Source organism: Oxalobacteraceae sp. CFBP 8761, from assembly GCA_014841595.1.
Classification (GTDB): domain Bacteria; phylum Pseudomonadota; class Gammaproteobacteria; order Burkholderiales; family Burkholderiaceae_D; genus Telluria.
The window spans coordinates 132250-151692 of sequence record JACYUE010000004.1; the positions used below are offsets into that span (position 1 = coordinate 132250).

The 19443-nt window shown below is 66.7% G+C and carries 18 protein-coding genes; 7 read left to right on the forward strand and 11 right to left on the reverse strand.

Going from position 1 to position 19443, the window contains the following annotated elements; all coding sequences use genetic code 11:
- Positions 1-7 precede the first annotated feature (7 nt).
- Both IFU00_20150 and IFU00_20155 read right to left on the reverse strand, forming a co-directional pair.
- On the reverse strand, positions 8-505 hold the full coding sequence (locus IFU00_20150; GenBank protein MBD8544593.1) for a hypothetical protein: 498 nt from the start codon (positions 503-505) through the stop codon (positions 8-10).
- Positions 506-629: 124 nt separating this feature from the next.
- On the reverse strand, positions 630-857 hold the full coding sequence (locus IFU00_20155) for a hypothetical protein (protein ID MBD8544594.1): 228 nt from the start codon (positions 855-857) through the stop codon (positions 630-632).
- A 216-nt stretch (positions 858-1073) separates the two neighbouring features.
- Between IFU00_20155 and IFU00_20160 the strand changes: the two genes are divergently transcribed.
- Entirely contained in the window at positions 1074-1451 is a 378-nt protein-coding gene (locus IFU00_20160) for a hypothetical protein (protein MBD8544595.1), read from the forward strand.
- Positions 1452-1455: 4 nt separating this feature from the next.
- On the opposite strand, the gene queC is transcribed toward IFU00_20160, so the two are convergent.
- The gene (queC, locus tag IFU00_20165) at positions 1456-2163 is read right to left on the reverse strand and encodes a 7-cyano-7-deazaguanine synthase QueC (protein ID MBD8544596.1); all 708 of its coding nucleotides are present in this window, start codon (positions 2161-2163) and stop codon (positions 1456-1458) included.
- A 265-nt stretch (positions 2164-2428) separates the two neighbouring features.
- On the opposite strand from queC, the gene IFU00_20170 reads away from it, so the two are divergent.
- A complete protein-coding gene (locus IFU00_20170) occupies positions 2429-4213 on the forward strand; it encodes an outer membrane protein assembly factor (protein MBD8544597.1) in 1785 nt (594 codons plus the stop codon).
- Positions 4213-8679, forward strand: a complete 4467-nt coding sequence (locus IFU00_20175; GenBank protein ID MBD8544598.1) for a translocation/assembly module TamB domain-containing protein — start codon at positions 4213-4215, stop codon at positions 8677-8679. The genes IFU00_20170 and IFU00_20175 overlap by 1 nt, the downstream gene beginning before the upstream one ends.
- 6 nt (positions 8680-8685) lie before the next feature.
- On the opposite strand, the gene IFU00_20180 is transcribed toward IFU00_20175, so the two are convergent.
- Positions 8686-9198 carry a hypothetical protein gene (locus IFU00_20180; protein MBD8544599.1) on the reverse strand — a complete coding sequence of 171 codons (513 nt, stop codon included), beginning with the start codon at positions 9196-9198 and terminating at the stop codon, positions 8686-8688.
- 145 nt (positions 9199-9343) lie between these two features.
- Here IFU00_20180 and IFU00_20185 point away from each other — a divergent pair, with 145 nt between their 5' ends.
- Entirely contained in the window at positions 9344-9664 is a 321-nt protein-coding gene (locus IFU00_20185) for a hypothetical protein (GenBank protein ID MBD8544600.1), read from the forward strand.
- Positions 9665-9670: 6 nt separating this feature from the next.
- Positions 9671-10564, forward strand: a complete 894-nt coding sequence (locus IFU00_20190) for a LysR family transcriptional regulator (GenBank protein MBD8544601.1) — start codon at positions 9671-9673, stop codon at positions 10562-10564.
- Here IFU00_20190 and IFU00_20195 read toward each other — a convergent pair.
- Together IFU00_20195 and IFU00_20200 are read right to left on the reverse strand one after the other, a co-directional pair.
- Positions 10552-11754, reverse strand: coding sequence for an MFS transporter (locus tag IFU00_20195; protein ID MBD8544602.1), 1203 nt, complete (start codon positions 11752-11754; stop codon positions 10552-10554). The two genes, IFU00_20190 and IFU00_20195, sit on opposite strands and share 13 nt — an antisense overlap.
- Before the next feature lie 89 nt (positions 11755-11843).
- On the reverse strand, positions 11844-12893 hold the full coding sequence (locus tag IFU00_20200; GenBank protein ID MBD8544603.1) for an NAD(P)-dependent alcohol dehydrogenase: 1050 nt from the start codon (positions 12891-12893) through the stop codon (positions 11844-11846).
- A 267-nt stretch (positions 12894-13160) separates the two neighbouring features.
- Here IFU00_20200 and IFU00_20205 point away from each other — a divergent pair, with 267 nt between their 5' ends.
- Positions 13161-14801 (forward strand): sensor domain-containing diguanylate cyclase, encoded by a 1641-nt coding sequence (locus IFU00_20205; GenBank protein ID MBD8544604.1) that lies wholly within the window; start codon positions 13161-13163, stop codon positions 14799-14801.
- Here IFU00_20205 and IFU00_20210 read toward each other — a convergent pair.
- The gene (locus tag IFU00_20210) at positions 14775-15476 is read right to left on the reverse strand and encodes a noncanonical pyrimidine nucleotidase, YjjG family (protein MBD8544605.1); all 702 of its coding nucleotides are present in this window, start codon (positions 15474-15476) and stop codon (positions 14775-14777) included. The two genes, IFU00_20205 and IFU00_20210, sit on opposite strands and share 27 nt — an antisense overlap.
- A 55-nt stretch (positions 15477-15531) precedes the next feature.
- Positions 15532-15717 carry a hypothetical protein gene (locus IFU00_20215; protein ID MBD8544606.1) on the reverse strand — a complete coding sequence of 62 codons (186 nt, stop codon included), beginning with the start codon at positions 15715-15717 and terminating at the stop codon, positions 15532-15534.
- A 118-nt stretch (positions 15718-15835) separates the two neighbouring features.
- Between IFU00_20215 and IFU00_20220 the strand changes: the two genes are divergently transcribed.
- Complete coding sequence (locus tag IFU00_20220; protein ID MBD8544607.1) at positions 15836-16351, forward strand: hypothetical protein; 516 nt, start codon at positions 15836-15838, stop codon at positions 16349-16351.
- 19 nt (positions 16352-16370) lie between these two features.
- Here IFU00_20220 and IFU00_20225 read toward each other — a convergent pair whose 3' ends face one another.
- From IFU00_20225 to IFU00_20235, 3 genes are all read right to left on the reverse strand, one after another.
- Positions 16371-17381 (reverse strand): formylglycine-generating enzyme family protein, encoded by a 1011-nt coding sequence (locus IFU00_20225; GenBank protein MBD8544608.1) that lies wholly within the window; start codon positions 17379-17381, stop codon positions 16371-16373.
- Between the two features lie 105 nt (positions 17382-17486).
- Positions 17487-18245, reverse strand: a complete 759-nt coding sequence (locus IFU00_20230) for a response regulator transcription factor (protein ID MBD8544609.1) — start codon at positions 18243-18245, stop codon at positions 17487-17489.
- A complete protein-coding gene (locus IFU00_20235; GenBank protein MBD8544610.1) occupies positions 18242-19381 on the reverse strand; it encodes a histidine kinase in 1140 nt (379 codons plus the stop codon). The genes IFU00_20230 and IFU00_20235 overlap by 4 nt, the downstream gene beginning before the upstream one ends.
- Between the last annotated feature and the right edge of the window lie 62 nt (positions 19382-19443).

Below are 19443 nucleotides of genomic sequence, written 5' to 3' on the forward strand. Positions count from 1 at the left end.
TGGCTTTTTAGCGCGGTGCGCGGAAGTCGTTCTCGACCCAGGCCTGCGCCGAGCTTGGCGTGAGCTTGAAGGTAGGCGCCACGCGCACGCGCGCCACCTGCTCGCCCATCTCGTCGGTGGCGGCCAGCATCGCGTACGGATCGTCGTCATCCGGGACGATATCGAGCGTCACTTTCAGTTCGCCCTGCTCGGTGAAGATGTACAGGTTCTTGTGCAGGATCGCGTGCATGTGCTGCTCGTGGCGGCGAATGACTTCGGACGCCGTCTTGATCAGCGTGTTGAAGGCATTGGTGTCGAGCGGCTTCGGGTTCTTCTTGTCGCGGCCCATGGTCCAGGGACCGACCAGCGCCGGTTCGGGCTCGCCATCCTTGTACATCGCCACGGCCCAGCCTTCATCGTCGTCGTTCTTGATCACGCGCGCGGTCCAGCCATTGCCCTGCCACAGCCGGGGTTGCTGCACGGGGCCGGTGTCCTCGCTGCCGTCGTCGCTCTCGGGGTCCAGCATCTGGTCGTTCATGGGTCGGTGTCCTCGGCGCTTGCGCGCCCAAAACCACGATCATAGAGGAAACCGGCCCCATGAAAAAGGCCGCACGACGCTGCCGCGGACGATTGGCTGAAATAGTCGATAACTAAGCCGGACAATCGTCGACGATGCGCGGACAGCGCCACGACGGGCCGGGTGGCGGCATGATCGGCGGGCCAACAGGGATCGGGCGCGGATCGCCGTTGGGCGCCGGCGTATCGCGGTTGAACGGCGTGATGATGATGGGCGGAATGGCCGGTGGCGCCGAGGGCGGATCCTTCGGTCCGCCCGATGCATGGGCCACATCGTGGAAGGCATTGGGCACAGCGTACATGGGGTCCCCCTGAAACAGAGCAGGCTGTCAGTATAGGAAACGCTGCCGTGATTACAAGGACGGAATTCGCGGCGATTCTGGTTGACCCGGCCTATGCACATTTCATCCCGTAAATCATGCAGCCTGTCGCACGCGGCTGGCTGCACGCGCGCGCCGCGCATACAGTTCGAGCATGCAAGACCAAACCGCTCAACCCAACCATTCGCGAGGACTGCCATGAAAAAATACGCCCCCTACGTCATCCTGTTCCTGTTTGCCGCCATGCTGTGGAATGTGTTTACCTGGAGCGGCGACATGACGGTCAATCTCGATGGCGACCAGATCGACGGCCCGCTGGGCTTCCTGCTGGCCACGCTGTTCACGGGTGGCGGCATGTTGCTGGCCGTGTTCATCTCGGTGATCACGGTAGCGGTGCTGGCGGTGGTGTTTGCCGGGGTCGGCGTGATCCTGATCGGCTCGCTGGCGATTGGCGCCCTCGTGCTGGCGCTCGCCATGTCGCCGCTGCTGCTGCCGCTGGTGGTTGTCGTGGCGCTCGTGTGGTACGCCATGCGCCGGCCGCGCCCGGTCACGCTGGACAAGGCCGCGGCAGCGTAAAAGCCTAGCGCGCCACGTACTGCGCGTAACCCCGCGCACGCAGGGCGCACGCCGGGCACGTGCCACAGCCGTGACCCCAGGCGTGCGCCTCGCCCCGCTCACCCAGGTAGCAGGTGTGCGTATCGAAGCGGATCAGATCGACCAGCGCTTCGCCACCCTCCTGCTCCGCCAGTTCCCAGGTCTGCGCCTTGTCGATCCACATCAGCGGCGTCTCGACCTTCAGCCGTGTGGCCATGCCGAGGTTGAGCGCCACCTGCAGCGCCTTCATCGTGTCGTCGCGGCAGTCCGGATAGCCCGAGAAATCCGTCTCGCACATCCCGCCCACCAGCACGTTCAGCCCGCGCCGGTACGCCACCGTCGCCGCCACCGTCATGAACATCAGATTGCGGCCCGGCACGAACGTATTCGGCAAACCGTTTTCCTGCATCTCGATCGCGACATTGCTGGTCAATGCGGTGTCGGAAATTTTGGAAATCAAGGACAGGTCGATCATGTGATCGTCGCCCAGGCGCGTGTCCCAGTCGGGATTGAGCGCGCGCAGCTTGGCCAGCACGCCGGGGCGCACGGCCAGCTCGATCGCATGGCGCTGGCCATAATCGAAGCCGATCGTCTCGACCCGCGCATAGCGCTGCAGCGCCCAGGCCAGGCAAGTGGTGGAGTCTTGGCCGCCGCTGAACAGGACGAGCGCGGTGTCGGTGGAGAGGATGGTCATGGTGGTAAAAGGAAGTAAAAGGCAGGGGTCAACCGTCAATTCTGGCACAGATCGCGGGCGCCGTGGCCCATAAAGCGGTGTTTGTCCAGACGCGCGCGCGCAACATTTCACGTCCGCCATCGACTTTGCCAATCAGTTAAGATGCGAACGAGTCACCCAATGGAGCGTCACGTTGTCACGATCGAATCCCCACCTGCGCAAGGGTCCCCGCCAGCGCACACTTCCTCCGCTGCTGCAACGCTCCCTGCTGGGTGTTGGCGCATTCATGTTTGCCACCGCTGTCCATGCGCAAAGCACCACCGGCGTCGATTACACGGTGCGTATCGACGCGCCGCGCGCGCTGGAGGAGTTGCTTGAAGAGAACCTCGACCTGATGCGCTGGCGCGGCAATTCGCGCGTCGACATCGACCAGCTGCAGCGCCTCGTGAAAGAAGCGCCCGCGCAAGCCACCAGCCTGATCGCCACCGAGGGCTACTATTCACCAAAAGTCTCGGTCGGCCTCGATACCAGCGGTGCACGCCCGGTTGCGCGCGTGATCGTCGATCCGGGCCAGCCGGTGCTGGTTGGCGACGTCGACCTGGTGTTGCAGGGCTTCGCCGCTTTTGAAGAAGGCGGCGCGCCGTTCGACGCGGGCGCCCTGCGCAACCGCTGGACGCTGCCGGTGGGCAGCCAGTTCCGCCAGTCCGACTGGGAAGGCGCCAAGAAAGGCCTGGTGCGCGACATCGCGCAGAGCCGCTTCCCGCGCGCGCGCCTGGTCGAAACCAGCGCGACCGTCGACCCGGATTCGCGCCGCGCGCTGCTGCGTGTGGTGATCGATTCGGGCCCCGAGATGCGCTTCGGGAACCTGCGTATCCGCGGTCTGAAGCGCTATCCGGCCGAAGTCATCACCAACCTCAACAAGATCAATCCGGGCGACCAGTACAGCGAAGCCGCGCTGCAGGCGCTGCAATCGCGCGTGCAGGACACCGGTTACTTCGCCAGCGTCGAAGTGAGCGCCGACATGCGCGCCGTGCTCAACGCCGAAATCGCCGACATCAAGGAAGACGCCGACAGCGATGCCGATCCGGCCACGCCCGAGCCGGCGACCGGCCCGACCACGCTGCCGGTCATCGTGCGCGTTACCGAAAACAAGCAAAAGAACGTCGAGGCCGGCGTGGGCTTTTCGACCGACACAGGCGGCCGCGCGCAGTTGAGCTACGACGACCTGAACGTGTTCGGCAAGCGCTTGAAGACTGACCTGATCTACGAACAGAAACGCCAGACCGCCAAGGGCGAACTGTTCTGGCCAACCACGGCCAAGGGTTACAACGACAGCATCAGCGCCGGTGTCGAGCGCGAAGATCTGCGCGGAGAACTGACCACGCTGGCCAGCGTCGCCGCGCGCCGCGCCTGGGGCTCGCCGCTGCTGGAGCAAAGCGTGACGCTCGAAGCGCTGACCGAAGAACGCGAAGTCGAGGGCCTCGAACCCACGCGCACCAAGAGCCTGCCGCTGACCTACAGCATCACCAAGCGCAAACTCGACAGCCTGATCCTGCCGACCAACGGCTATGTGGTCAACGCGCAGCTCGGCGGCGCCGTGCTGCCGATCCTGACGGACGAAAAATTCCTGCGCATGTACCTGCGCGGCATTTACTACAAGCCGCTGGGCCCGGCCGGCACGCTGATCCTGCGCGGCGAAACCGGCGCCGTGGCCTCGAAAGAAAAGCTCGGCGTGCCGAGCACCTTCCTGTTCCGCGCCGGCGGCGACCAGTCGGTGCGCGGCTACGGCTATCAGGAGCTGGGTGTGCAGGAAAACGGCGCGACCGTGGGCGGCCGTTATCTGGCCACCGCCAGCGCCGAATACCAGTACTGGTTCAAGCCGCCCTGGGGCGTGGCCGTGTTCTATGACGTCGGCAATGCCGCCGACAAGTTCGGCGACCTCAATCCCAAGTCGGGCTATGGCGTGGGCGCGCGCTGGCGCAGCCCGGTCGGTCCGATCAATGTCGACCTGGCCTACGGCCACGCGGTGCGCAAGGCGCGCCTGCACTTCTCACTCGGATTCACGTTCTGATGGATACACCTGACAATAACGCTGCAAAGCAACAGGCGCCGGCGCCTGACCAAGCCCAGACAACCCAGCCACGCCGCTGGCCGCGCCGCGTCGCGATCGGCCTCGTTGCCACCGGCGTCATCGTCGGCGGCACGCTCTGGTACCTGGGCCGCGAAACCACCCTGCAAATGATCGCCCAGCGCGTTGCCAGCGCCACCGGCGGCAAACTCACGCTGACGGGCGTGAGCGGCACCTTGTACGGCAAGATGCACATCGAACGCCTGATCTGGCGCACCGACGAGCAGGTCATCACCGCCAACAAGATCGACATCGACTGGTCGCCCGGCCAGGTGCTGTCGGGCGGCATCCTGATCGACCAGCTGTGGGCCGCCAGCGTGCGCATGCAGACGCTCAAGGAAACCGACGAGCCGTCCGTGCTCCCGACCAGCCTGGCGCCGCCATTCCGGATCGAGGTCGACGACGCTCGCCTGGCCAATATGACGATGGTGAATATCGGCGGCGCCGAAACGCGCATCGACAATATCCGCGCGCGCGCCAAGGGCGACAAGCGCAGCTGGGTCGTGCAGAACGCGACGGCGGCCACGCCGTGGGGCCAGGTCGCCGCCAATGCCACCGTTGGCGCGGCCCGTCCCTTTAAAATCGACGCGGCGGGCAGCCTGACGCAATCGCAGGCCAGTGCCGGCGCACGCGCTGCGCAGTTGCAGATCAAGGTCGGCGGCGACATCCAGAATGCCACGCAGATCGACGCCACCGGCACCGCCGGACGCGCCATCGGCGACGCCCACTTCACGCTCGCGCCGTACGCCGAGATCCCGCTACGCGCGCTGCGCATCAATGGCCGCAACGTCGATCCAGGCTTCTTCAACCCTGCCCTGCCCACTGCCGACCTGACCTTCGCGGTCGTCGGCAAGCTGGACGAACAACGCAATATCAGCGGCAGCGTCGACATCACCAACACCGGGCCGGAAGGCACGATCGACCAGCAACGCCTGCCACTGCGCGCCGCGCGCGGCCAACTGGGCGGCAACCTGTCGGCGCTTGCGGTTTCGAACGTGCTGCTCGACTTCGGCGCGGCCGGCAAATTCACCGGCACCGGCGGCGTGCAGCGCACGAAGGACGAAGAAGGCATCGGTACCGCGCGCTTTGCGCTGCACACCGACCGCTTCAACCTCAAGGAAATCCACTCGGCCATGAAGCCGACGGCGATCAAGGGTGATATCGCGGTCATCAACGAAGCGACGCGCCAGACGTTGGAGGCGAACCTGATCGATGCCGGCCTGCGCCTGACGGCGCTGGCCACACTGGAAGACAATGTGGCCACGCTGCGTGAAGCGACGCTGCGCGCCAAACGCGGCAGCGTCACGGCCAGCGGCACCATGAACCTCGAAGGCGACCAGGCGTTCAAGGCCACGGCCAATGCCAGCCGCTTCGATCCATCCGAATTCGGCGACCTGCCCGCAGCCGACATCAACGCCACGGTCAACGCCGCCGGCGTCCTCACGCCCGAATGGAAGGTCGACGCCGACTTCGCCGTGCGCCAGAGCCGCCTGATGAACCAGCCGCTCAGCGGCAAGGGCAAACTCACGGCCGACGCCAAGCGCATCGCCGGCATCGACGCCAACCTGGCGCTGGGCCAGAACACGGTCGACCTGAAAGGCGCGTTCGGCGGCGCGGGCGATCGCCTGCAATGGCGCCTGGATGGCCGCCAGCTCGCCGCCGTGCGCGCCGACCTGTATGGCGCGGTGGTGGCCAACGGCGTCGTCACCGGCACCATGACTGCGCCGCGCACGACGTTCGACGTCAACGCGCGCAACCTGGGCTGGGTCGACGCCCAGCGCAAGAACAACAGCGGCGTCGTGCGCGCCAAGGGCGAAGCCTGGCTGGGCGGCCCCGAGGATGCACGTGTGGTCGAAGTCAAGGCCACCGGCGCGACCGAACGCTTCAACCCGGCCGCCTTCGGCTCACCGCTGGCCGGCAATATCAATTCGACCTTTACCGGCAGCGGCCGCGCCGGCACCGACTGGCGCGGCGCGCTCGACCTCAAGGTGGTCGATTCGACGCTGGCCAATTCGCCGTTCTGGGGCCATGCGCGCCTGGCGGCCGACCGCCGCCACGTATCCGACGCCAACGTCGATCTGCACGTGGGTCCGAACGTCATCGCCGCCACCGGCAGCTTTGGCGCCGCGCGCGATGCGCTCAACTGGCGCATCGATGCGCCGCAGCTGGCCGCGTTCGGTCCCGAGTACGGCGGCGTACTGCGCGGCTCGGGCGTCCTGTCCGGCACGGCCGACACGCCATCCCTCACGGCGACCATCGCGGGCCAGAACCTGCGCGCCATGGGCACGCACACGGTGCGCTCGCTCAAAGCCAGCGCCAACCTCGGTTCCGGCCGCGGCGCGAGCGATCCACTGGTGACCGATGTCGAGGTGCTCGACTACGTCAACGGCGACACGCGCGTGGCATCCGTACGCCTGAAAACCGACGGCACGCGCGGCGCGCACACGCTGCGCCTGTCGGCATTGGGCGATGCGTTCGATGCCAATGCCGAACTGCGTGGCGCCTTCTCGAAAGATACCTGGAGCGGCACGCTGGCTGCGCTGCAGAACCGTGGCCGCTATGCGATGAACCTGCAAAAGCCGGTGCCATTGACCGTCAGCGGCGCACCGGGCGGCGGTTTCGCCGGCCTGGCCAGCCCCGAACGCATCGCCTTCAATGGCGCCGTGATCGCCCTGCCAAACGGCAGCATCACGGTCGACGCGCTGACCAAGGATGGCCCGCGCTGGGCCAGCCGCGGCCATGCCGACAATGTGCCGCTGACGTACCTGGCGCAGTTCTCCCCGAGCCTGGCCGACAACGCGCGCGGCGACCTGACGCTGGGCGCGGCCTGGTCGGTCGACATGCGCGCGCCGCAGGCACAAGGCGCTGCGCCTTCGCTGGCCGGCAATGTACGCGTGTTCCGTGAAAAGGGCGACGCCATTGTCGGTGGCGACACGCCCGTGGCGCTCGGACTGCGCCAGCTGGAGGCGCGTGCCGAAGTGGTCGGCAGCAGCTTGCGCGTGAACCTGGATCTGGACGGCGCCCGCACCGGCGTGGCCAAGATCGACGCCAATGCGCAGATGATCAACGGCCGGCTCGAGAGCGACAGCCCGCTGCGCATGACGGCCAATGCCAATATCCCGTCGATCGCCTGGCTCGCGGCGCTGGCCGGCCAGCCGGGCCTCGAACTCGACGGCGCGCTGCGCGTGGCGATGACGGGTGGCGGCACGATCGGTAAACCCAGCCTAAACGGCAATCTCGACGGCGACAAGCTGGGTGTGCGCTGGGCCGAACAGGGCGTGAACCTGCGCAATGGCGAACTGCGCGCGCTGCTTGGCGGCGACCAGCTGCGCATCGAGAAGCTGTCGTTCCAGGGCCGCCAGGGCGGCGCCGCCGCCAGCGGCTACGTGCGCTTCGCAGATGGCGCACCGACGATGGACATTCGTCTCAACATGGACAGGCTCGAGGCCCTGTCGCGCCCGGACCGTACCGTGATCCTGAGCGGCCAGGCGTCGCTGGTGCGTGACGCCAGCCGCTTCGCACTGGAAGGCAAATTCCGCGCCGACCGCGCCCTGATCGAATTCGCGCCGCAAGGCACGCCGACGATCTCGGACGACGTCATCGTGCTGGGTCGCGCCACCACCAAGCCGACGCCGAAGACCAATGAAAAGGAAGTGCCGCTGACGGTGGACCTGGCGGCCGACCTGGGCGACGACTTCCACATCCGCGCGATGGGCATCGACGCCTACCTGGCCGGCACCGCGCGCGTGCGCATGACGGGCAGCGGCCAGCCGCGCATCAACGGCACCATCCGCGCGCTGAACGGCACCTACGCCGCGTATGGCCAGAACCTGTCGATCGAACGCGCCGTGATGACCTTCAGCGGCCCGTACGACAACCCGTCGCTCGACATCCTCGCGGTGCGCAAGCGCCCCGAGGGCGAACAGCTGTCCGAGACCAACGTCGAAGCCGGCGTGCAGGTGCGCGGCACGGCGCAATCGCCGACGGCGCGGCTGGTGTCGACGCCGAACGTGTCCGACAGCGACAAGCTGTCGTGGCTCGTGCTGGGTCAGGGCATGGAAGCGGCCAGCGGCGACCAGAAAGGCGTGCTGACTGCAGCTGCCAGCGCCCTGCTGGGCGGCAGTGGCGGCACCGGTGGCATCCAGTCGAAGATCGCCAACTCGCTGGGCGTGGATGAACTGGGCCTGAAACAGGGCGCCGGCGGCGGCAGCGGTTCGGGGCTGGAAAGCACCGTGGTCACGGTCGGCAAGCGCATCTCGCAGCGCGCTTACCTGAGTTTCGAGCAAGGCACCAGCACTGCATCGAGTCTCGTGCGCCTGCGCTACAAGCTCACGCCGCGTATCTCGCTGCAGTTCCAGACCGGGACCAACAGCGCGCTCGATATCCTCTATTCGTGGGCGTTCGATTAAGCTGGTCTAGACAGCGGCGGGCAACCCTGCCCGCTGCTGTCCCACGGCGCCCGCCATGCGTGCCAGGCGGCCCAGCAGCACCCCGTTGAACACACCGAACACCAGGCAGATCGTCGCGGCCACCGCCAGCTGCTGCGCCAGCTGCGGCTGGATCACCAGCACCACCGACGTGATGTACTTGGTCAGAAAGATGGCCAGCATCAGCATCAAAGGCATCGCACTGCCGCGCACCAGCACCCGGTCGGGCGCCGTGCCTGCCGCGATGCGCGTGCGGCCGAAGCGCCAGGCCAGCAGCGCCGATGCCGCACAGCCAGTGCCCCAGGCGGCGACCAGCACCATTCCCATGTCGAACTTGAGCGCCATATCGTTCAGCGACAATCCCAGCATCACCAGCGGCAGGATCAGCATCCGGCGCAGCGTCAGTTCGCGATCGCGCATCTCGGCGACGCCGCGCCAGAGCAGAAACGCGAGGATGGCCCAGACATACAGGGGCGTGTGGGTCAGGATCTGGATCAGCATGGCGGGCTCCGTAACAGGTAGAAGATGCATGCATTGTGCGGACGCGCCGGGCGCCGCGGCATCCCGTGCGACGAAGTGGCGCCCGGGCGGCGCGAACCGCCAGCCGCGCGGCGCGAACTTTGCGCTGGCCGGGTAGAATCTGCCCATGGCAAGCAAACATCCCATCTTCCCCGGCCCACGCACCGCACGCGGCGCGGTACTCGCCGTCCTGTTGTCGAACGCCGACCAGGCCGGCAGCGAACCGCTGCGCGGACGCGTGACGCTGGCCGCCATCGTGCGCGCGCTGAAACGCAAGTACCACTGGCCGATCGAGACCACCAGCTTCCCGTCCAACGATATCGACGGGCGCGCCACCTGGGCCACCGTCTACAGCCTGCCGCAGGGCGTCATCGATACGGCGCTGGCTGGCAAGGGCAGCGACTGGTTGCGCAGCACCCGCAGCGGCGGCGAGGCCGATCAGGTCTGAGCCCGCATGGCCCGCGACAACATCAACGATATCCTCGTCTTCATCGCCGTTGCGCGCGAGCGCAGCTTCACGCGCGCCGCCGCCAAGCTGGGCATGAGTCAATCGGCGCTCAGCCACATCGTGCGCGGGCTCGAAGAGCGCCTGGGTGTGCGCCTGCTCACGCGCACGACGCGCAGCGTCTCGCCCACCGAGGCGGGCGAGCGCCTGCTGCAGAACGTGGGGCCGCGGCTGGAAGAAATCGATGCCGAGATCACGGCCATCACCGACCTGGGCGACAAGCCCGCCGGCACCGTGCGCATCACGGCGATTGACCACGTGATCGACACGGTGCTATGGCCACGCATCGCGCCGCTGCTGCCGCAGTATCCCGAGCTGCACATCGAAATCAGCTCGGACTACCGCCTGGTGGACATCGCAGCCGAACGCTTCGACATCGGCGTGCGCCATGGCGATCAGGTAGAAAAGGACATGATCGCCGTGCGCCTGACGGCCGACGTGCCGATGCGGATCGTGGGCGCGCCTGCCTACTTCGCGCGCCAGCCAGCGCCAGCCTCGTTGCAGGATCTCATGACGCACAACTGCATCAACCTGCGGCTGGCCAGCAGCGGCGGGCTGTATGCGTGGGAATTGCTGCATGACGGCCAGCCGATCGAGGCGCGCGTGCGCGGCCAGGCGGTGTTTACCAACGTCCATCACATGCTGGCTGCGGCGCTCGACGGCGTGGGCGTGACCTTCCTGCCCGAGAGCCTGGTCGCGCCGCATGTAGAGGCCGGGCGCCTGGTCAGCGTGATGGAAGACTGGTGTCCCAGCTTTCCCGGCCTGCACGCCTACTACCCGAGCCGGCGCCATTCATCGCGCGCACTGGGCCTCGTGATCGACGCGCTGCGTTATACGGGTTGATCGACGCGGCCGGTGCGCGCCGCCAGTAATGCCAGCAAGCTGGCCGCGACCAGCACGGCGGCACTGAACCCGAACGTGGCGCCATGGCCGCTGGCATCGAACAGCAGGCCGCCACCGGTGGCGCCCAGCATGATCGCCAGCTGCACCACCGCCACCATCAGGCCGCCGCCAGCTTCGGCATCGCGCGGCAGCGTACGCGCCAGCCAGGTCCACCAGCCCACCGGCGCCGCCGTCGCCACCAGTCCCCAGATGGCCAGCAGCACCGTCGTTGCCGCCACTGACTGGCCGACGATGAGCAGTCCCGCTGCGATCGCCGCCATGATGAGCGGGATCGCGATCAGGACCGGATACATGCGTGCCTTGAGCACGGACCCGATCAGCGTGGTGCCGATGAAGCCGGCCACACCCAGCACCAGCAGTATCAGCGACAGCGTCGACACATCGACGCGGGTCACGGTTTCAAGGAACGGCCGCAAATAGGTGAACAGCGCGAACTGCCCCATGAAGAACAGGCTCGCCGCCGCCATGCCCAGGCAGACTGCGGGACGCTTGAGCAATGCGAACATGCTGGCTGGTGCCTGCCGGTTCTCGGGGCGCAGCGCCGGAAGGCTGAACCAGAGCCAGGCCAGGGCCACCGTCGCCACCGGCACCAGGCAAAAGAAGGCGCCGCGCCAGCCGATCACCCCGCCCAGGTAACTGCCCGCCGGCGCCGCGATCACCGTGGCCAGCGCATTGCCGCCATTGAGGATCGCCAGCGCGCGCGGCACGTCGGCCGTGGGCACCAGGCGCATCGCGGTGGCCGCCGACATCGACCAGAAGCCGCCGATGGCCACGCCGATCAGCGCGCGGCCGACCATGAACAGCGGATAGTTCGGCGCAAACGCGGCCACGGTACCCGAGGCGATCATCAGGCCGGTCAGCGCCAGCAGCAGCGTCTTGCGGTCGAGCCGCCCCACGACCGACGTCAGGCACAGACTGGTCAGGAGCGCGAATGCACCGGAAATGGCGATCGACTGCCCGGCCTGGCCTTCGGTGATGCGCAGGTCGGCCGCCAGTGGCGTGAGCAGGCTGACCGGCATGAATTCGGACGCGACGAGGGCAAAGGCGGCAAGCGACATCGCCAGCACGGCGCCCCATGCCGCGGGCCCGGCCGGCTTGCTGTCGCAAGCGACGGAAATAGTAGGATTCATAGCAAAGACAAGAGGTGAAAACAAACGCTCCTCCTGCACCGGGGGCGCAGGAGGAGCGGAGAAGCAGCCCGCCAGGGGCTGAAGGGAACTTACGCGGCCAGCGTGGCGCTGTCGATCACGAAGCGGTACTTGACGTCACCCTTGAGCATGCGCTCGTAGGCGCCGTTGATCTCGTCGGCGCGGATCATTTCGATGTCCGACACGATGCCGTGTTCGGCGCAGAAATCGAGCATCTCCTGGGTTTCAGGGATCCCGCCGATCATCGAACCGGCGATCGCGCGGCGCTTCATGATCAGGTTGAACACCTGCGGCGAAGGGTGCGGCGAATCCGGCGCACCGACCAGCACCATGGTGCCGTCGCGCTTGAGGATCTGCAGGAACGCGTCCAGGTCGTGCGGCGCGGCCACCGTGTTGATGATCAGGTCGAGCGTCTTGGCCTGCGCCGCCATGGCGTCGGCATCCTTCGAGATCACGACTTCATCGGCGCCCAGCGCCAGCGCATCGTCACGTTTGGATGCCGACGTCGTGAAGGCCACCACATGCGCGCCCATGGCGTGGGCCAGCTTGATGCCCATGTGGCCCAGGCCACCGATGCCGACGATGCCGACCTTCTTGCCGGGACCGGCGTTCCAGTGCCGCAGCGGCGACCAGACGGTGATGCCGGCGCACAGCAGCGGCGCCACGGCGGCCAGCTGCTCTTGCGGGTGCGTCACGCGCAGCACGAAGCGCTCGTGCACGACGATCTGCTCGGAGTAGCCGCCCAGTGTGTGACCCGGTGCATCCGGGGTTGGCCCGTTATAGGTGCCGACCATGTTGTCGCAATAGTTTTCGAGGCCTTCGCCGCAATCGGCGCACGCCTTGCACGAGTCGACCATGCAGCCGACGCCGACCAGGTCACCGACCTTGTGCTGCGTGACGTGGGCGCCGATGGCCGAGACGCGGCCAACGATCTCGTGGCCTGGTACGCAGGGAAACTGCGAGCCGGCCCATTCGCCGCGCACGGTGTGCAGATCGGAGTGGCAGACGCCGCAGAAGTCGATCGCGATCTGCACGTCGTGCGCGCCAGGTGCGCGGCGCGTGATGTCCATCGATTCGAGGGCTTGGTCGGGCGCGTAGGCGCCATAGGCTTTGACAGTCATGGGAATCCTTGTGGTGGTCTTGCTTGTTTACTTGAACTAGCGGGATGGCCGCAGGGTCGCAGGGTCGCGCAAAGGCGCGGCGACACTGGGTGAATCTACCAGCAACCACTATAGCCCTGCTGGCGCGCGAGAGTAAGGCCGATTCGCTCATGGGGGATATGACGCTCTCTCATGAATGGACCGGCCGGCCAGGCACGGCGGCTTGCGCCATAGCATCGACGCCGGTGGCACAATAGGCTCGGGAGAACCTCGCATCACACCAGGCCGATGCGTAACCCCGGTCGCATTCCATGGAGCGCAGGCGCATTGACACCATCCAACGACAATCCGGCCCTCGATTTTCTGCGCTTGTCCAGCAAGCGCAGGCCCGTGGTGCGCTTCGTGGTCGCCGCGACGGTATTGGCCTGCATCCTGCTTGTGGCCTTTGCCGCGTGGTTCATCGAGACGACGCGCCAGGCGCAGATCGCGCAGACCACGGTGGCGATCAGCAACGTCGCGCGCATGGTCGGAGCCCAGGTCGAATCGGCCATGAAGACCACAAGCATGGCGCTGGCCAATGTCGCCGAGCGCGTCGAACACGATGGCACAAGCCCCTCAGCGCTGGCGCGGCTGCAAGCGCACCTGGTCGACCTGACCCACACGACGCCCGAGCTGCACGGCATCTTCATGTATGGGGAAGATGGCGCGTGGCTGGCTACGTCGCTGGACCAGCCGGTCATGGCCAACAACGCAGACCGCGCGTATTTTCAGTACCACCGCGAGCATCCGGGGCGCGCCATCCACGTGGCCCATCCAGTACGCAGCCGCTCGAGCAACATCTGGGTATTGCCGGTGTCGCGCCGCATCGACCATGCCGACGGCAGCTTTGCCGGCGTCGTGCTGGTCACGCTGAAGGTGAACTTCTTCGAGCAAATCTACGATGACCTCGATGTCGGCCGCACCGGCACGGTGCTGCTGGCGCTGGATGACGGCACGGTGGTCTACCGGCGCCCGTTCGACGAAAAGATCATCGGCACCAACCTGTCGCATGGGGTAGTGTTCGAGGCGATCCGCAACCAGTCGGCCGGCGCCGAGTTCCTGACCGCCACGGTCGACAGGATCGAACGGCTGTACAGCTATCGCCGGCTCGACCGTTTTCCATTCGTGATCGCTGTCGGCCAGACCAAGGACGAACTGCTGGGCGACTGGAAGCGCTCGAGCCTTCTGATCGGCGCGGTCACGCTACTGATCGCTGCGCTGTTCACGCTGTTCGGGCGCAAGCTGGTGCGGCAGATCGCAATCCGCGACCGGCTCGACCAGACCCTGCGCGCCTATTCCGAAGACCTGCAGCGCGATAACCAGGGGCTGCACGAACTGGCGCACACCGACAAGCTCACGCAACTGGCCAACCGGCGCCGCTTCGACGACATGCTGGACCACGAATGGCGCCGCGCGCAGCGCAGCAATGCGCCGCTGGCGCTGATCCTGCTCGACATCGACTACTTCAAGAAGTACAACGACCATTACGGCCATCCGGCCGGTGATGCCTGCCTGCAGGGCGTGGGTGGCGTGCTGGCTGCCAGCCTGAACCGCACCGGCGACCTGCCCGCCCGTTACGGCGGCGAAGAATTCGCCATCATCCTGCCGGCGACCGATCTGCAGGGTGCGCTGGCCGTTGCCGAACGCATGCGCCAGGACATCCTCGGCCTGCGCATCGCGCACGTGGAATCGCCCTTCGAGACCATTACGGCCAGCCTGGGCGTGGCCTCCTTCGAGCCTGGCGGCAAGGAGTCCTTGAGCACCGCCGACCTGGTCGTGCGCGCGGACATGCAGCTCTACCAGGCCAAGGCCGCGGGCCGCAACCGGGTGTCCGGCGCGGCCTTCAGCGCCACCGGCGCCGATTCAGGCAAGGGCCAGGCGGCGCAATGAGGCGTCGATGTCGTGCAGGCTGTCGACTTCGCAGGTGGGAATGGCGAGCGATTCGTTGGCCATGCGACCCGGATTGAACCAGACGCTGTCGATGCCGAAGCGGTTGGCACCGAGGATGTCGGCGTCCAGGCGGTCGCCCACGATCACCGTATCGGGCTTGGTGAAGGTGCGCGCCATCTTGCTGGTGTACTCGAAGAAGCGGCTGTCCGGCTTGGCGAAGCCGCAGGCTTCGGACGTCGCCACGAACGACAGCGACGGGGCCAGCCCCGAACTGGCAATGCGCCGGTGCTGGATCGCGTGCGCGCCATTGGTGATGATGCCCACTTCGCCGATGGCGGCCAGCGTTTCGCACACCTCTACGGCGCCATCGACCAGCACGACGGTATCGGCCAGGGATTCACTGTACACATCGCTGGCGACGTGCGGATCGAGGTCGATCCCGTTGTCGGCGAAGGTCTTGCGAAAGCGTTCGATGCGCAGGAAATCCTTCGACACGGCGCCCTGTTCGAAGAGACGCCACAGCGCGACATTGGTCATCTGGTACTGCGCGAACAGGACGTCCAGGCCGTCACGCAGATCGAGGTGCGCCATCGTGCGCTGGAAGGAAGCTTGTTCGGAAGCCCGGAAATCGAGCAGGGTGTCGTCGAGGTCAAACAGGAAAAGTCGGTATTTCATTGCGTCCAACAGTAAAGCGGCAATGCTCCATGGTAGCACCCGCCGCCAACCTGCGTCAGCTGGGGTTCGGATCGGGCACCGGCTCGTCATCGTGCGGCAGATGGCCCGGTTGGTGGTGCGGATGCGGATGCGGCGCCTCGAACGGATCGGGCATCGGATCGTCGACGGGCGCAGGATCCGGCGCGCGATGGGCGTGGATGGAATACGGCGGCGCTGATTGCGCGGTATGGCCTGCTTGCATGATGCGGTCCTCCTCGATTGGCTGATTGGGCCACCTTAGCATGCGCTCCTGCGGCGCGGCGCGCGCCGGCAGTGGGCTACAATGCGGTCTTTCCGAACACCGCCTGCTGACCGTCCCCATGGAACTTTCGATCACCACCCTGGCCCTGCTCGTCCTGACTCCGCTGCTGGTCTGGCGCATCTACGCGCGCATCAAGAAGCAGATGCTGCGCCAGCGCTCGATCTACCAGCGCCATTACACGGGCATCCTGGTATTCGGCGCGATGATCCTGGTGCCGGCGGCGCAGCTATTCGCCAGCCCGTACAACCTGGCGGCGCTGCTGGTGGGCGCCGCCGGCGGCATCGGCTACGGCGTGTGGGGCCTGAAGCTGTCGCGCTTCGAGGACACGCCCGAGGGTTACTTCTTCACGCCGAACGCCCGTCTGGGCCTGGTGATGGCAATGATTCTGGTGGCGCGCATCCTGTACATCGGCGTCGAGATCTACGCCAACCAGGGCAAGGGCTTGCCCACGCCCCAGCTGAGCGACAGCCCGCTGACCATGCTGTGCGTGGGTCTGACCAGCGGCTACTTCGCCTGTTATTCGGCCGGGCTGCTGCGCTGGCGGCGGCGGGCCAGGCGCGAGAGTCAGCTGTAGACGCAGCTGTAGACGCGTACTAGTTCAGGCGCCTGTCACGCTCGGTCTTCTGGGCCAGCGCCAGTGCGGCGTCGAAGTCGGCGTCGTTCACCGCGCACGTTTCATCACACGCCCCGATATCCTCGGCAATACGGAACCCTTCGCCCAGGCTGCTGGCATTGGTTCGGCCACCATGGCCGCGTGCAGCGCTGCGCAACACCGTCCGCGCCGACGCATAGCTGCCGCCGCGCGTGATGAAATATTCATTCTCTTTCTCACAAGCGCCACGCCAGACCGTGCCGTCCGCCGGCGCGCCCTGGTAATCCGGGTGTTCGCAGTCGGCCACCCATTCCGCCACATTGCCGATCATGTCGTACAGGCCGAAGGCATTGGCCGGATACATGCCGACCACCGTCGTCAAGGCAGCGCCGTCGTCGCAATCGGTCGCCAACATGTCCAGGCCATAGTCCTGCTTGAGCGCGGCCTTGAAGCGCCGGTCTTTCATGTTCGCATACGCGCACAGGCCGTCGGCATCGTCGCCGGACGGGTAACGCGTGGTCGTCCCGGCACGCGCGGCGTACTCCCATTCCGCTTCGCTCGGCAGGCGAAAGCGCCGCCCGGTCTGACCCGAGAGCCAGGCGGCATACGCATTCGCATCGTCCCAGGTCACGCACAGCACCGGGTGGAACTCGCCCGGCGCATGGGCAGGCGTATCCCACTTGACGTCCTTGCGGGCCATGCCGTCGGCGCGGTCGAACTGCCAGCACGCGTCCTGCGTCCGGTAACCGGTCGCCGCGACAAACTGACGGAACTGGCCAACCGTGGTCTCGTAACGGGCCAGGCGGAACGACTGGATGCGCACCAGGTGCGGCGGCTGTTCGGCCGGATTGTGGCTGCCGTCGCCGATGCGCGGTTCGGTGCTGCCCATCGTGAACTGGCCGGTCGGAACCGTGGCCATCGGGGGCGCGGAAACAGGCTTGGCGGGGGCTGCTGCGGCATCGGCGGCAGCGATCGCGCACAGCAGGGACAGGGAAACGATCAGGGTTTTCATCAGGGGCTCCTCGTGGTCAATGGCGCCAGAGTGCCAGCACGAGGGTGCCCGCGCAGCCGCATCGCGACGGATCGACAATGCGGCCGACGAGTGGCAAGCAGGCCGCTACATCGCCTGGAACAAGGCCACGTAGGCGCGGCTCACCGGCAGCTCGGCCGCATGGCCCCGCATGCACAGGAACAGGCGGCTGGCCTCGTCGCGCCGGGTACCAACGAGATGGGCCAGGTTGACGATGGTGGCGCGGTGCACTTGCCGGAAATGCGCCGGATCCAGGCGCGAAGCCAGTTCGGCGATCGGTGTCCGGATCAGGTATTCATCGCCTGCCGTGCGCACGACCGTGTATTTGTCATCGGCCTGGAAGAACAGCACATCGCCCACCGGCACGTTGTGGACCAACCCGCCCTTGGCAGCGCGCACATAGTGCAGGCGCTCACCCTCCCCCGTGTTCGTGCGCATCAACTGTTCCAGCACGCTCGCCAGCGCGGTGGTCTCGGGCATCGGCGGTGCCTGCAACATTGTCCGAACGCGCGCGAGCGTGCGTTGCAGGCGTTCGAGGCGCAGGGGCTTGAGCAGGTAGTCCAGCGCCGCGTGCTCGAACGCCTCGAGCGCGTGCTCGTCGTGCGCGGTAATGAAGATCACGCGCGTGGCGCCCTCGATCCCCTGCGCGACTTCAAGACCGGACAGGCCCGGCATCTGGATGTCGAGAAACGCCAGATCCGGCATGAACCTGGCGATGGCGGCGGCGGCATCGATGCCGTCTTCTGCCACGTGGACGATCTCGAGTTCCGGCCAGAGCTGTTGCAAACTTGTGGCCAGGTGGCGGGCCAGGTGTGGTTCGTCGTCGGCGATCAGGGCGGTGGTCATGGTGTGGAATGATACGGCAGGTCGAGCGTTGCTCTGGTGCCACCGCTGTCGGCGCTGGCCTCGAGCGCGAGCGAGGCACCCTCGCCGTAGCGATGGTGCAGGCGCGCGCGGATATTCTCCAACGCCATACCGGCGCCCGTGCGCGCACAGCGTGATGGAACCTCCAGGCCCAGGCCATCGTCCACCACGCGGATCACGAGCCGGCCCTGTTCGACGCGCGCATCGATACGCACGCTGCCGCCGCCAACCTTCGGTTCCAGGCCATGCCGGATCGCGTTCTCGACCAGGGGTTGCAGCAGCAACGACGGCATGCGCGCGGCGCGTGCCTCGATGCTGGCATCGACCGTGAACACAAGCCGCTGCCCCATCCGGATGTGCAGCAGGCGAAGGTACGTCGTCACCATCGCCAGTTCGGCATCCAACGTGGCGTCCGGTCCGCGCAACTGCGACAGGCTCGAACGCAGGTGGTCGGAAAACGCTTCGAGCATCTCACGTCCGCGCGCCGGATCGTACGCCAGCAGCGACTCGATCGTGGCCAGGGTGTTGAACAAGAAATGCGGCTCTATCTGCCCATGCAGCAGGCGCAACTGCGCTTCGGCCGCCTGCGCCTGCAGGGCATGGCGCTGCAGGCGCAGACGCCAGAAGATGCCATGCACGACAGCCAGGAACGGCAAGAATTGCAAAAAACGGATCTGGCGCCGCAGCACCGACCCACCGGACAATTCGCTGCCCGGGTAGACCATCGCCAGCGCACCGCTGCCGACCAGGTTGCCGGCCATGATACCGACGACCAGCATGGCGCCGACCGCCACGGCCGCGCGCCAGTCGCGCACCGGCGAGAGCGCGGCCAGGCGTTCTGCGGACAGCAGCCACTCGACGGCGCGCACCAGCGCCAGCATCGTCCAGGCGATCGACTGGAACAACAGGAACACGCCAATCACCAGACGCCGCATGAAATCGGGATCGCGCGTCTCGATGGTCAGCATGTCGGTCAGGCCGAGCAGACCCAGTGCCGCCCATGCCAGCGTGGCCAAGCCGCTGGCGATCGCCGGACGCATCCACCATGGCCCGGGGTGGTGCTTGCGCAGGGTCCAGAATGCGTGCCAGGCCGGCTTGATGGATGTGGTGATGTGCATGATGCGCGATCGTAACGTGAGCGTCCCCTTGGCCGTACCAATTCGTGGTGCAAACAGGCATA